This window comes from Dorea sp. AM13-35, assembly GCF_003473885.1.
GTDB lineage: Bacteria > Bacillota > Clostridia > Lachnospirales > Lachnospiraceae > Dorea_D > Dorea_D hominis.
This window is the reverse complement of record NZ_QUCZ01000003.1, coordinates 24,395-38,098: the sequence shown is the minus strand read 5'-3', so window position 1 is coordinate 38,098 and position 13,704 is coordinate 24,395. Positions and strand designations below refer to the sequence as shown.

14 protein-coding genes are annotated in these 13,704 nt (G+C 42.7%); 8 read left to right on the top strand and 6 right to left on the bottom strand.

What is annotated here, in order from left to right; translation table 11 throughout:
• Positions 1–35: 35 nt before the first annotated feature.
• The 5 genes from DW152_RS04470 to DW152_RS04450 form a co-directional block, all read right to left on the bottom strand.
• The gene (locus DW152_RS04470; RefSeq protein WP_118288073.1) at positions 36–1,082 is read right to left on the bottom strand and encodes a type II secretion system F family protein; all 1,047 of its coding nucleotides are present in this window, start codon (positions 1,080–1,082) and stop codon (positions 36–38) included.
• Between the two features lie 64 nt (positions 1,083–1,146).
• Positions 1,147–2,082 (bottom strand): transglutaminase domain-containing protein, encoded by a 936-nt coding sequence (locus DW152_RS04465; RefSeq protein ID WP_243059790.1) that lies wholly within the window; start codon positions 2,080–2,082, stop codon positions 1,147–1,149.
• 28 nt (positions 2,083–2,110) lie between these two features.
• Positions 2,111–2,848, bottom strand: a complete 738-nt coding sequence (locus DW152_RS04460) for a hypothetical protein (RefSeq protein WP_021861492.1) — start codon at positions 2,846–2,848, stop codon at positions 2,111–2,113.
• Entirely contained in the window at positions 2,841–3,434 is a 594-nt protein-coding gene (locus DW152_RS04455; RefSeq protein ID WP_242992918.1) for an RNA polymerase sigma factor, read from the bottom strand. The genes DW152_RS04460 and DW152_RS04455 overlap by 8 nt, the downstream gene beginning before the upstream one ends.
• A gap of 4 nt (positions 3,435–3,438) precedes the next feature.
• Positions 3,439–4,140: a GGDEF domain-containing protein gene (locus DW152_RS04450; protein WP_117537714.1), complete on the bottom strand. Its 702-nt coding sequence runs from the start codon at positions 4,138–4,140 to the stop codon at positions 3,439–3,441.
• A gap of 303 nt (positions 4,141–4,443) precedes the next feature.
• Between DW152_RS04450 and lepB the strand changes: the two genes are divergently transcribed.
• Positions 4,444–5,001, top strand: a complete 558-nt coding sequence (lepB, locus tag DW152_RS04445; protein WP_117537715.1) for a signal peptidase I — start codon at positions 4,444–4,446, stop codon at positions 4,999–5,001.
• 74 nt (positions 5,002–5,075) lie between these two features.
• Positions 5,076–6,011, top strand: a complete 936-nt coding sequence (locus DW152_RS04440; RefSeq protein ID WP_118288072.1) for a DMT family transporter — start codon at positions 5,076–5,078, stop codon at positions 6,009–6,011.
• On the opposite strand, the gene DW152_RS04435 is transcribed toward DW152_RS04440, so the two are convergent.
• On the bottom strand, positions 5,977–6,777 hold the full coding sequence (locus DW152_RS04435) for a LytTR family DNA-binding domain-containing protein (protein ID WP_118288071.1): 801 nt from the start codon (positions 6,775–6,777) through the stop codon (positions 5,977–5,979). The genes DW152_RS04440 and DW152_RS04435 overlap by 35 nt on opposite strands.
• Positions 6,778–7,055: 278 nt before the next feature.
• Here DW152_RS04435 and DW152_RS04430 point away from each other — a divergent pair, with 278 nt between their 5' ends.
• The 6 genes from DW152_RS04430 (at position 7,056) to DW152_RS04405 (ending at position 13,692) form a co-directional block, all read left to right on the top strand.
• Positions 7,056–8,069 carry a hypothetical protein gene (locus DW152_RS04430; protein ID WP_117537718.1) on the top strand — a complete coding sequence of 338 codons (1,014 nt, stop codon included), beginning with the start codon at positions 7,056–7,058 and terminating at the stop codon, positions 8,067–8,069.
• A gap of 147 nt (positions 8,070–8,216) precedes the next feature.
• Complete coding sequence (locus DW152_RS04425) at positions 8,217–9,206, top strand: relA/SpoT domain protein (protein ID WP_021861499.1); 990 nt, start codon at positions 8,217–8,219, stop codon at positions 9,204–9,206.
• A gap of 568 nt (positions 9,207–9,774) precedes the next feature.
• A complete protein-coding gene (locus tag DW152_RS04420) occupies positions 9,775–10,164 on the top strand; it encodes a GrdX family protein (RefSeq protein WP_021861500.1) in 390 nt (129 codons plus the stop codon).
• Positions 10,165–10,254: 90 nt separating this feature from the next.
• Complete coding sequence (gene grdG, locus DW152_RS04415; protein WP_117537719.1) at positions 10,255–11,541, top strand: sarcosine reductase complex component B subunit alpha; 1,287 nt, start codon at positions 10,255–10,257, stop codon at positions 11,539–11,541.
• A gap of 14 nt (positions 11,542–11,555) precedes the next feature.
• Positions 11,556–12,866, top strand: coding sequence for a sarcosine reductase complex component B subunit beta (grdF, locus tag DW152_RS04410; protein WP_118288070.1), 1,311 nt, complete (start codon positions 11,556–11,558; stop codon positions 12,864–12,866).
• Positions 12,867–13,188: 322 nt separating this feature from the next.
• Positions 13,189–13,692, top strand: a complete 504-nt coding sequence (locus DW152_RS04405; protein WP_118288069.1) for a MarR family winged helix-turn-helix transcriptional regulator — start codon at positions 13,189–13,191, stop codon at positions 13,690–13,692.
• The last annotated feature ends 12 nt before the right edge of the window (positions 13,693–13,704 follow it).

The following is a 13,704-nucleotide window of genomic DNA, read 5'->3' as shown; positions in this document are numbered from 1 at the left end:
GAACAGATTTCTTATTCATGTTAAGAAACCAGGTATTATAATGTTGCCATGATGCTGATGAGTGGTAGCATGACAGACAGAAGAATGATGCCGACGATCACGGACAGAATGATGACAAGTGTCGGTTCGATCGCAGTGATCATTCTGGAGAGCCGGTTATCGATCTCTTCTTCGTACTGTCCGGCGATCTTGCTCATCACTTCTTCCAACACACCGGTCTTAGAACCGATGGATGCCATTTTGGCATAAATTCCTGAGAAAATATGATTGGAAAGAAGTGTTTCGCACAGATCTTCGCCATTTGTAACTGCTTCGGAGCAGGCTTCCAGACGGGTGCGGAAAGCTCCTTTCTTGATAAGTGGAATGGAGAGTTTCAGACATTCCGCAGGTGTCAGTCCGCTGCTTAAAGTCAGTGCCATACCACTTGCAAAACGACATGCGCCGATTTGATCTTGAAGAGAACGGCCGCCGTGAAGTTTTCCCATAAATCCAAGGAGCAGCTGGTGTCCACGTTTTGTCCAGAACAGGTAAGCAGCGCCGGCAGCAAGCAGTACAAGGACAATGCCGCAGACGACGATGTGTGCGTTTAAGAACTGACCAAATCGCAGGATACCCAGTGACAATCCGCTCATTTCTCTGCCGAGCTGGGCAAATACCTGATTGAAGATCGGCATAACTCTTGTCACCAGTACAAGGATGACGAGGATCATCATAAAGATCATAAGTAAAGGATAGGTAACTGCATTGTGGATCGTCTGGTTTAGCGCAGCTTCTTTCTCATAATAGTCCGCAAGGGAAGTCATAACTTCATCCAGTTTTCCTGCCTGTTCCCCAATCTGTACCATCTGGATCATATAGTCCGGAAATACGTGCGTATCTTCTAGTGCAAGGTGCAGGGAACCGGTATTCAGAAGCATGGTGTTGATGCTTTCCAGTAATCTCTTCTCTTCTGGTTCAGTTGTATCTTCCAGCATGATAGAAATTCCCTCTATAGAAGAAATACCGGATCGCAGGATCATAGCAATCTGCGAACAGAATGCCGCAGTCTCGGCATTAGAGAGAGGCGTGTGTGTCTCGGTCATAATTACTCCTTTCCGGGTTACAGCAGTTTTGTATGCCTGGTATATCATAACCCGATCATTGTATTTAATAGTTGAATTTCACAACGTAATGATTTTTGTCATTTACATATTTCTTGACGGACTCTTTGTCGTTGCTGGCGGCAAGTGTTGGATCCATAAGTTGCCAGTCTTTTCCGTCAAATTTGATGATATCATCCACCCAGCCTTTGTCATCTACATAAGTGCTGATCCAGGCGTGGTAAGTTTCACCGGCATAACCGACTTCCAGTTTGGTCGGAATCCGCTGGGAACGCAGCATGGAAGTCATAAGAGCTGCATAATCGAAACAGATGCCTTTGCCGGTTTTCAAAGTTTCATCTACATTTGGAATATATCCATAAGAAACGTTTTCAGCTTTGGCGTTATCGTAAGCGACATGTTTCACCACATAGTTATAAACATTCTGTATGACTTCCAGATCCGTCCATGTATTTTCCGCAAGTTTCTGCCCTTTTTTTACTGCATTTGATTTCGCAGTGAACCAGACATACTGGTTCGGGTAGAGGAAAGGAAGAAACCTATCCTTGATCTTTGCGGAAATGGTCTGCTCCAGAGCGACTGCATAAGAATCTCCGCTTACATTTTCCAGAATACTGAGTGAATAACTGCCATTTCCGGCATTGAGTGGAAATGCCATATAACCGGCGTCTTTACTCAGAAGATAAGTATAATTTGCCTGATCCGGTCCGGCAATCTGTAATTTTACTTTGGATTTGCCACCGGTATATTTTACCATGATATATCCTTCGGAAATATGTGACGCATCGATGGATGCACTGTTATTTTTGTAAACTTTTTTGCCGGGGGCAGACGGAGATAATACTTTTGGCGTGGAATCACGCTTTGGCCCGGAATGATCGGCTTCATTTGAATGGGAAGACGAACAGCCGGATAATACAAAAAGAAGAATCCCGATAAGTAATATAACAGGCAAAGCATGTGATGTCTTTTTCATAGTCATATCGGGATTCTCCTTTTTAAAATGTACGTTATTTCTTAACCGGAGAGAGCAACAATTCCAGTTCATTACCGGCATTATCCGGAATCTTAATAGTTGTCGGTTGCTTCGGTATCATAAAAGAAATGGTACCGGTTTTCTTGTTGATACTCTTCGGGACAAGACCGGAAATCGCATCGTAGTTGATACCGGAATATGTGTCGGATACGTCCAGATATACAACTCCGTGACGGGAGTAGGAGTCCAGAAGTTTCGGTTTCTCGGTATCCAGACTGGAAACTTTGTAACTACGTAAGGAAGTCTGTGCGTTCATGCCTTCTGCATGGATTGTCAGTGTTCCGTTAGAAGTAACTTCCGCAGTATAAGTATGCGTATCTTTCTTCGTTAAAGCGACCGGATGTCCATCCAGGTCAGCGGTAACTTCCCGGATCGGGAGCAGTGTCTTTACCCGGATATTGTAAACAGCGGACTGTGCAGAGTCTACTTTGGTACGTTCTGCAATAATCGTTGGCTTAATGAATAAAAGCGGCATTAAGATCAGAAGCAGTGTGCACAGATAGGCCAGCGTCCGTCCGAAACCAAAGGTCGTTTTCTTGTAATTGCCCCAGTCTTCCAGAACTTCGACCGGAATTGTGCTCGGTTCCATGTCGCATGCGTTAAAAACGTTGTTCAGAAGCTGGTTCGCAGTCTTCGAATCCAAAGCAGGAATGTCTGTATTGTCAAAAGAAGATGCGTGAAGGTCTAACTCAGAAGTATAATCTTTATTCAAAACAAATCCCTCCTTTTTCTTCGTGGAGCATGTTTTCCAGAAGTTTGCGCCCTTTGCGCAAACGCCGTTTGACAGTACTCCGGCTGTAATCCATCGCAACGGCAATATCTTCGATGCTCATATTATTGTAATAGCGCATGATGATCGCCTGCGAATATTGTGGAGGCAGTGACTGGATCGCCTGCATCAGCCGTGCTTTTGCATCTTTTTTCAGAATATGCTTCTCCGGATTCGTCATGATATCCGAGAAAGATTCTGAAAAATCAGATGTCTGACCGGAGGATATATAATCCAGTTCCTGTTCCTGCCGTTTCCTTTTCTGCCAAGTGTCAAAACAGATCCGGAATGTGATCTGGTGCAACCAGGATACAAAGAGACGCGGATTCTTCAGTGTGTCCAGATTCTTTAATACTAAAATGTAAACTTCCTGCAGGATGTCCTGTGCAAGATAAGGATCTTTTACATATTGATAGGCAAAACGGTACTGCGACTGATAAGTAGCAGTATATAATTCTGCAAATGCATCGCTGTCTCCTTCCTGCGTTTTGCGTACCAGTTTTGCAATGTAATCATAATCAAGTTCCATGCGTCTAACTCCTTTGTACATTCGTTGATCTGGATATACGTTTGTTTGCAAGTGCGATCAGCCGGGTAATCTGATCCAGATGTTCATTACGATTCAGTGCGATACCGGTGTGATATTCAATGGCAATAGAATCCGGTGCCTGATTGTGCTGGGCAACCCGGTTTTCAATGCGCTGGATAAAAAGATCTATATTTTCCTCGGTACAGTCTTCAAAGATTGCAAGAAACTTATTACCACCGTTGCGACCGACAAAACATAAAGACGTTGCCGCAGTGGAAAGAATATTGGAAAAATCTTTCAACAGACGGTTGCCGGTAGCATGTGTGTAAAGGTTATTAATCTCTGAAAGATTGGAAAGATCGATCATAATACAGCCGATGTTCTCCGGAAGTTTCTCGTCGTAATATTTCTCAATGACTGTATCACAGCTGAAACGGTTTGGCATACCGGATATCGGATCGGAATAAGCGACACCGTATAAGTTATGATAGTTCAGTTTAATTGTTGAGATAAGGTTAAAATCGATCAGCAGGAAAATAAAGCTGACCAATAACAGTACCCATACGACAAAAAACAAAATCGTGGCAGGGCGGGATGAAAATACGAACTGTTTCACTTCTGGTTTCAGAAGGAGAAACAGACTTAAGATGGTAAGGATCGCCAGTATTGCAAGCTGGAGAACCTTGAATGACGTGTACTTTTTCATAATTGTGAATCCTCCGTTCAATTCAGGTCCATTGACGGGTGTTGCTTATGTCTATAGTTTCAGGCTGAAAATCCCCGTGTGTTACTTCTTGTCCGAGTTTTACGCTCATATATCTGCAGAACTAAGTTTATGTAATGATATATGAATGTATTTCTCTGATATCATTAGTATATTATATCACAAATAATAAGGGAATACCATATTTCGACAGTCACAGATTTGCACATAGATTGGGTGTTGAGATATAAGGGTAAAATCGTTATAATAAGGAAGGTAAAAGAAACAGGAAGAAGGTTTTACAAGATGGAGATAGAGAGTATTAAGCAAAAAGTGCTGGAAGATGTAGATCCGGTCATGAAGAAGAAAAAAGCAAAAGAACGCCGGAAACAACGACTGATTGTGATAATGCAGTTCCTGCTCGTTTTTGTTGTTATCATAGGTCTATTCCATTTTTTTATGGGGATATCGACAGTTGACGGAGAATCGATGTATCCGACACTGCATGACAAGAATGTAGTTATTTATGAGAGACATAACAGCGAATACAAAGCCGGAGACATCGTGGCGCTCGATATGCCGAACGGGGATGTATATGTGAAGAGAGTGATTGCTGTAGCAGGGGATACCGTTAATATTGACCGTGAAAAGATCTATGTCAACGGAGAAGAAGTTACGACACCGCAGGCAGTCGGTAAGACGGAAGCAAAGTCTGATAAGATCACCTACCCGCTGACGGTAGAAGATAAGCAGGTTTTTGTGCTCGGTGATAACCGAGAGGTTTCCAGGGATTCCAGAGAAATTGGCACTGTGAAGATAAAAAACATCAAGGGAAAGATCAGATGGTCTATAGGAATCTTTTAAAAAATATGCTATGCTGACGAATAGGATAAGTATCCGAACAGATAAGAGTACAATGAGAGAATGAGGATGAAAAAATGGGATATACAGAACTTACGGAACAATTTGAACGCCGTGAGAAGATGAGAGGCACCGCTTTGACAATATTAGGCGGTGTCTTTTGGGGGCTTGCAGGAGTTTTTGGAAAATATTCATTTGAACACAGAGGGATGACACCACAGTGGCTGGTAAATGTGCGCCTGATCATTGCGGGATTGCTCCTTCTGTCCACAGTAGTTGCAAAACAGAAAAAAGATACTTTCCGCATATGGAAGAATCCAAGACATGTGATCCGGATGATGTTGTATGGTATGATCGGTATTGCGGCCTGCCAGATGACATATTATATGGCAGTAGATGATTCAAATGCAGGTATCGCAACAGTATTGCAGTATGTGGCACCGGTTATCATCATGCTGTACACATCGCTTGTCAACCGGAAATTGCCGGAAGTATCAGAGCGTATTGCACTGGTTCTTGCATTTGGCGGAGTCATACTGATCGCAACGCACGGAGATCTGACACAGCTTACAGTGTCCAAAACAACTCTGTTTCTTGGACTTGCATCTGCGCTTGCAACCGTATTTTATAATCTGGTTCCGGGTAATCTGATGAACGAATACGGAACATTTGCGATCGTTGGATGGGGTATGTTAATCAGCGGAATCGGACTGATTCCAATTGTAAGACCGTGGACAACCACGGCGCAGATTATATGGGACTGGCAGACATTTCTGTGCGTAACGGTCGTAATCATCATGGGAACCGTGCTTTCTTTCGGATGCTACATGGAAGGGCTGCGTCTGATCGGCGGAACAAGGGCGAGTCTGTTTGCATCGGTAGAACCACTGACAGCAACACTTGCATCCGTATTATTTACGGGCGTTTCCTTTGAATTCATGGATCTTTTAGGATTTGCAGGAATCATCGGTGCAGTTATTATTCTTTCACTTCCGGGGAAGAAGAAAAATTAGCCAGCAGCTTTTTTATATGCGTGTATCGTTTCTCGGGTATCGGAATAGAGACCCCATTGGTAAGTGTAAAGGAGAAACGCTGGATACTGGCGACGTAAGTCAGGTTCACCAGATAACTTTCGTGACAGCGGATCAGTTCCGGTTCACAGCGTTTGCATAGAGCGGACAGACGCTCAACACATTCAAATGTCTGCGTCGAAGTGTGCAGCAGAGTATGAGAACCACAGGATTCTACATACAGAATCAGATCCGGTTTCAGATAAATCATGGAGCGGTCTTTTCCATGAAAAGTAACTCTTCTGTGCTTTATCTGCCCGGATAGAACCATGGATTTATAGGTTTCAGCATAATGAACAGGATAGATAGTATCCCGCGGATCATAGGCAATCGCATTGGAAATGTGGCAAAGCCGGATGCGTGGGATATTATTTTGCATAGCCCATAGCATAGAAATTCTTTGATGGACGCGATTTGAACTGCCATCCGGCCAGAAAGTATCCAACTGAAAAGTAAGAAGCACGTCCAGAGCAGAAGGACTGCCTGTGTCGAGCGGATAGACAACGAGATTTGAAACAGTAAAACGCAGTTCATGTTTTTCTTTCTGAAATGCATCTATCAGATTATCTTTTCCGCGGATCATCTGATCATGCGCTGGTCCAAGCCACAGAATATCATCGTGGCAGTTTTCAAGGAATGACTGGATTTTGTTGTCATAATATTCTAATAAAATTGCAGCACTGCAAATGGTATATTTTTCAATATTCATAGAATTCCCTTCCCAAAATGCAGATTCCAGTTCATAAAAGGCAAGTGAAATTTTAAAGAAAACAAGTCGTTTTTTATATTTTATTGCAAGGGATGTAAAAATGCAATATTATTATACCAAGGAAACCAAAACAGGTAGCAATCTGCTGGTATTATATGAAGTGTCAGTAAAGGGATCTGCCCCGAAATAAGCATAAAAGCGGAAAATTAAAATTATATTTAAAAGAGAGTAAATTTAAAATAAGGTGAAACATTAAGACAGAAAGAAGATGAAGTATTATGGAACATAAGTTATGGTTTATGGGAACATCCTATGTTCCGGGTGAAGCAAGAACTCTCATTGACAATCTGGAAGATTCTGCACACAGGGAAATGGCACGTGCGGAATTTTATTATTTTCGGGGAGAAAGTGAGAAGGCGGCAGAAATTTCCGAGAAGTATCTGCAGGATGAAGATCTTGTATTCAGAATGTCGGCATGTCTGATCTATATTTTTTCTGATTTTTCGGTAGGAGGAGTAGAGGCAGCAAAAGCAGGTGCACATGTTATGAAAGTGACGGCTGATGTGCTGCTTCATTCAGAAGATCGCAAAGAGAGAGCATATGCGGCATTTGCCGGAAGTGTGGCAAAAGTGCTGCTTCATATCGAAGACTGGGAAGCACCTCTGATCTTTGAATATCTAACAGATCTTCCAAAAGGATTGCGGTTATGGGGATGTTACTTTATCGCATATGATGCTTATCAGAAGGGAGAGTATGAGCGCTCCCGCGGAATCGTAGAGACAGGGCTTGCATTCAGCCCGCAGTTATATCCGGTTTCGTCTATATATCTTCACCTTGTGGCAGCGATGGACGCTGTCAGTATGAAGAAAACGAAAGAAGCCGAAGAGCATTTTCGGGCAGCATGGGAACTGGCAGAGCCGGATGGACTGCTGGAAGGAATCGGTGAACATCATGGACTTTTACAGGGGCTGGTGGAACAATATATAAAAGAAGAGTCGCCGGAAGAATTCGACCGGATATTCCGGATCATGGAACGTTTCAGTTACGGATGGCAGAAATGGCATGGCCTTAGAAGCAAAGGAGAAGGAGCAAAAGCAGTCGGCGGGAAACTCAGTGTACTTACGAAAGAAGAATTTGTAGTAGCTATGCTGGCAAACAGAGGCTGGATGAATGTGGAGATTGCCGAACATATGGGAATTGAACAGAATCAGCTTAACCGGACGCTAAAAGCGGTTTACAAAAAGCTGGGAATTGCCAATCGGCGGCAATTGAAGAAATATATGCTGCAGTGACATTTTATAGTAGTTAATCCGTTTCAAAGGGTATTACACGAAATTCGTGTGGTGCCCTTTCTTTTTGAACGCTTAAATTACAGAAAGATTGTACTGCAACACATATGCTCATCTGTTATAATGAAATAAGTTTAAGAGGTGATGCGAATGATAACATTAAACGATTATTTATATTCCGGAAATACAGTCTTTAAGATTTTACACAAATATATCGTAGATCTTAGAAAAGAAGCAAAACGTACCGGCAATGAGATCGATCTGATCCACAGTAATTTTCTGATCCAGATTCAGGAAATGCTGGAACACAACGACTTCCTGACAGCACAGTCGCAGAAGATCCGTGAATTTTACAAATATATGGCAAAGGAATATCCGTTTCTTGCATTTACATTCAAAGGCAGGATCAAATCACTGCTCCGTGCGGAAGAGAAATTCAATGGTTATATCGTGGAATGTGTCTATGAATGTTACGAGAAATACGGGCGCTATCCGACCATTTCCGAATTAAAAGAAAAATTAAACTGTTTCCGTGATTTTATTGCATATCGGATCGTAGTTTCTCTTCCGAAATGCAACGTGAAAAATGAAGCAGAATGGGAGAAGGAAGAGATCGAGTATCTGTATCAGATTGCCAATGTGTTGCCGGGATTTCTGGAAGCACAGGGATTTTCGGCAGAGTCGGCAAGAGGCGTGCTGGAGAGTAAGTCAGAGCAGCTTCATGATAATGTCCGCCCGTATTACAGAGATTATATTTCTAATCATATTGAGAGTGGATACCAGTCTCTTCATATTACATTTTACGATAACAGTTCACGAAGCTATATGGAAGTGCAGCTTCGGACGAAGACAATGGACGATATTGCAGAGATTGGTGCGGCAAATCATAAGGCTTACGAGAAGAAGCAGGAGCAGGAGCGTACAAGAAGGAAAGTTATTCCGGAGGGCGAGAACCTGTATTTTGATGAAGCATATGAGCGTGGAAAACGGCTTGTCAATCTGGAGTTAAAAGACTTGGATGTCAATATGTTCGCAGCAGTGAACAACAGTTTGATTAACGATGGCTGTGGTCTGTACAGGGGACGTCAGATTCTGCCGTACGAGCATTTATCCAGATATCAGAATGACCTGATTGACTAGTTATCAGCGTGCGGTGCATTTAGTGCGGCATATTTAATAAAAATAGTTTGATAACAGAGTGATGTTGTGCTAAATTATAAAAAACAATTTAACATACTAAACCAATGAAGCGGAGATCAAAGCATTCATGCGCGCACAGGTCATGCTGTGAATCAAGGCGGCACCGCGGGTGGTATAAGCCGGAGATACATATTTTTTTCCAATGCAGAACTCGTCCTTGACAGAAATTATTTTAGTTTCTGTCAAGGACTTTTTTTGATTATTTATTTCTACCAGAGGACCAAAACAGGCGAGCCCGTTGTGCCTGCGGCACTTTTGCTTGAATAATTTTATGGTAAAAATAGATAAAAAAATAACAAAATGTTAAGAAAATCCATTGAAACTACATAAAGATTGTGCTACATTGAATTTGATAGAAAAAGCAAATGAAAGATTATATTTATAGAAAAACATTATAATACAAACACACCGAATAAAACAATATAAAGGCGGAACAGAGGGCACTTTGTTCTAACAATTTTTATAAAAATGATACCTTGTAATATAGATATCTACAGAGGAAAAGCGTATGTACGAACGAGAGAAAGCAATCATAATTACGAATAATGACCGCGTGTTTGAAGCATACAAAGATGAGATGCAAGTTATTTTAAAACAGACGTATGAAGAAGTTCTGATCGCAACGCGGGATATGGTATATGACCGCCATATTCTGCTGACACATCCGCAGGCATCGAGCCTGAAACCGAACCAGACGCCATATCGTTCTGTAATTGTATACCCGGGAAGCGGGGAAGATGCGATGAAGGCAATCCTGTTGATTGAAAAATGTCTGGAAGTATACAGACGCTGGCAGGAGATAGCACCGTCCCCGGCTTCCTACCCCAAAAAAGTAGAGGATGATTTCAAGACCATTGATTTATCCATAGTTCAGAATGTTATGCCAAGGATCGTTTAGCGCAGCAGACAGTGCAGAGACGATAGCAAGGTATTTATAACAGAGATAAAAATAGCTTTAAAGTAAAGCAGAATGAGGAGGGAAGGAAGTATGAAACTGGAGTTAGGTAAAATTGAGATCAAGGATATCCGGTTTGGTGACAAGTCCTGCGTGGATGATCATGTGCTTTCTATCAATAAGGAAGAAGTAGAACGCCTTGTGTTGGAAGATGACAAATTGATTGGCTGCCATCTGGAACTTGCAAAACCGGGTGAGAAGACAAGAATCACGCCGGTAAAAGACGTAATCGAACCACGTGTAAAAGTCAGTGGCGGTGAGATTTTCCCAGGTGTGATCGGAAAAGTGTCTCCACAGGTTGGAAGTGGAAGAACACATGCATTATCCGGCTGCTGTGTTGTTACAGTGGGACGAATCGTAGGATTTCAGGAAGGTGTCATTGATATGAGCGGACCGGCAGCAGATTATTGTCCGTTTTCAAAGACGCTCAATGTGTGCGTGGTGATCGAACCAAAAGAAGGTCTGGAAACACATGTTTATGAGCGTGCGGGACGTATGGCAGGCCTCAAAGTTGCAACATATCTCGGCGAACTTGCAAGAAATATCGAACCGGACACACTGGAAGTGTATGAGACAAAGCCAATTCTGGAACAAGCACAGCAATACCCGGATCTTCCGAAGATCGGATATGTACATATGCTTCAGTCACAGGGATTGTTGCATGATACTTATTATTATGGAGTGGATGCAAAACAGATCGTACCGACATTTATGTATCCGACAGAGATCATGGATGGCGCAATCGTATCCGGTAACTGTGTGGCACCGTGTGATAAAGTAACCAGCTATCATCATCTGCACAATCCGGTTATTGAAGATTTATACAGACATCATGGAAAAGATCTCAATTTCATGGGCGTGATTCTGACGAATGAAAATGTATTTCTTGCGGATAAGGAACGTCATTCTGATATGGTTGCGAAGCTGTGTCAGTGGATGGGACTGGACGGAGTGCTGATCACAGAAGAAGGATATGGCAATCCGGATACAGATCTGATGATGAACTGCAAGAAAGTAGAAAGAGCCGGAACGAAAGTTTGCCTGATTACAGATGAGTTCCCAGGTAAGGATGGAAAATCTGCTTCTCTGGCAGATACCTGTGATGAAGCAACAGCACTTGCATCCTGTGGACAGGGTAATGCAACACTTCATTTCCCGGCAATGGATAAGGTAATCGGAACAACAGAATATATCGAGAGCCAGATCGGCGGCTGGGCAGGCTGTATGAACGAAGACGGTTCATTTGAAGCAGAACTGCAGATTATTATCGCATCTACAATTGCGAACGGCTACAACAAACTGGCAGCAAAAGGATACTAAAGGAGGGGTGAAACATGGCAGCATATCGAATTGTACATTATCTGAATCAGTTCTTCGGCGGTATCGGCGGAGAAGATAAAGCAGATTATGAACCGGAAGTACAAGAGAAGGTCATTGGACCGGGACTGGCACTGGCACAGGGACTCGGAGACGATTATGAGATCGTTGCGACTGTGATCTGTGGTGATAACTATTTTGGAGAGAATCTGGATGAAGCGACAGATACAATTGTAGAGATGGTGAAACGTTATCACCCGGACGTATTTGTTGCAGGACCGGCATTTAATGCGGGACGTTATGGAGTAGCATGCGGAACAATATGCAAGGCAGTGGAAGAAAGACTTGGCATTCCGGTTGTGTCCGGTATGTATAAGGAAAATCCGGGAACAGATATGTTCCGTCAGGATGTGATTCTCGTAGAGACAGGTAATTCTGCAGCAACAATGCGTAAAGCAGTACCGAAATTTGTGAATCTGATCCGTAAGCTTGTGACAGGTGAAGAGATCCTTGGACCAGCAGAGGAAGGATATCTGGAGAGAGGAATCCGTGTTAATTATTTTGCGGATGAGAGAGGTTCTGAGAGAGGAATCCAGATGCTTCTTAAGAAGATTGCCGGAGAAGAATTTTCCACAGACCTTCCGATGCCGAAGTTCGACCGTGTTCCTCCGGCAGAAGCTATCAAGGATATGAGCAAGGCAACGATCGCCATTGTAACTTCTGGCGGTATCGTGCCACTTGACAATCCGGATCATATCGAATCATCCAATGCAACCAAATTTGGCTGGTATCCGATCGAGGGAATGGAAAAGATGTCAAAGGATGATTATACAACAATCCATGGTGGATATGACAGACAGTTTGTAATGGAAGATCCAAATCTCGTTATTCCACTGGATGTTCTCCGGAAGAAGGAAAAGGACGGAGAGATTGGTAAATTGTATCCGTATTTTGCAAGTACGACCGGAACTGGAACGGCTACCAATTCAGCAGCAAAATTCGGTACGGATATTGGTAAGAAGCTGGTAGAAGATCATGTAGATGCAGTTATTCTTGTAAGTACCTGAGGTACCTGTACACGTTGCGGTGCAACGATGGTAAAAGGCATTGAAGCATATGGTATCCCGGTGGTGCATGTGTGTACAGTAGTTCCGATTTCACGCACGATCGGTGCGAACCGAATCGTTCCGGCGATTGGAATCCCGTATCCGCTCGGTGATCCGACAGAAGGCGAAGCAGAATCTTATAAAATCAGGGATGCTTTGGTTGAGAAGGCTTTGCAAGCACTTCAGACACCAGTTACAGACCAGACAGTATTTGAAAATTAGTAATCAGATCTGGAAGACTGGAAGAATAGAAGTAAAATTTATAAGACAATAACAAATTTATAGATACATGCCCCGTGAGAGACAAAAAGAAGAGACGAGAACTTCTTTTTGTCTCTCTCTTTTTGTTATAGCGGCGAGGAAACCGCCTGAAAAAATATATTGACATTTGAAAATAAGACACATATAATAAGTTAGCATGCGAACAGTTAGCATACGAACTATTCAGAGGCTAACTGTTACGCAGGAATTAAAATGTGTGACCGGGAAGGGATATCAGAGCAAATAATCAGGTCTGTACATAGATTACAAGGAGGAATCAAATATGCAGGATCCAGATCAGAAAATCAAAGAGATGCATATGGGAAGGCTGATCCATATACTTTCTCATCAGATGAAACGGCACAATTGTGGGACGCCATTTGATGATACGGAAGAACTCACGGCAATGCAGAGACACGTGCTCAAATTTATTTTGCTGGAATCTGAGCACAAGGATATTTACCAGAAAGATGTGGAAGAAGAATTCTGTATCCGCAAGTCTACAGCAACCGGAATACTGAAATTAATGGAAGAGCATGGATTTATCACGCGTGAAGCAGTAGAGTCTGATGCCCGGCTGAAACGGATAGTTCCGACAGGGAAGGCTGAAAAAGTGCACAAATTTATTATGGAGCACATTCACCAGACCGAAGCAATGCTGGTCGCAGGTATTTCTGAAGAAGATGTACTGACATGCAAGAAGGTTATGTATCTCATGTATCGGAACCTTGCCGAAGGAGAAAAGGCGGCAAAAGAAGAAACAGCAAAAAAGAAAGCAGATAAATAAGAAAACAGCTAA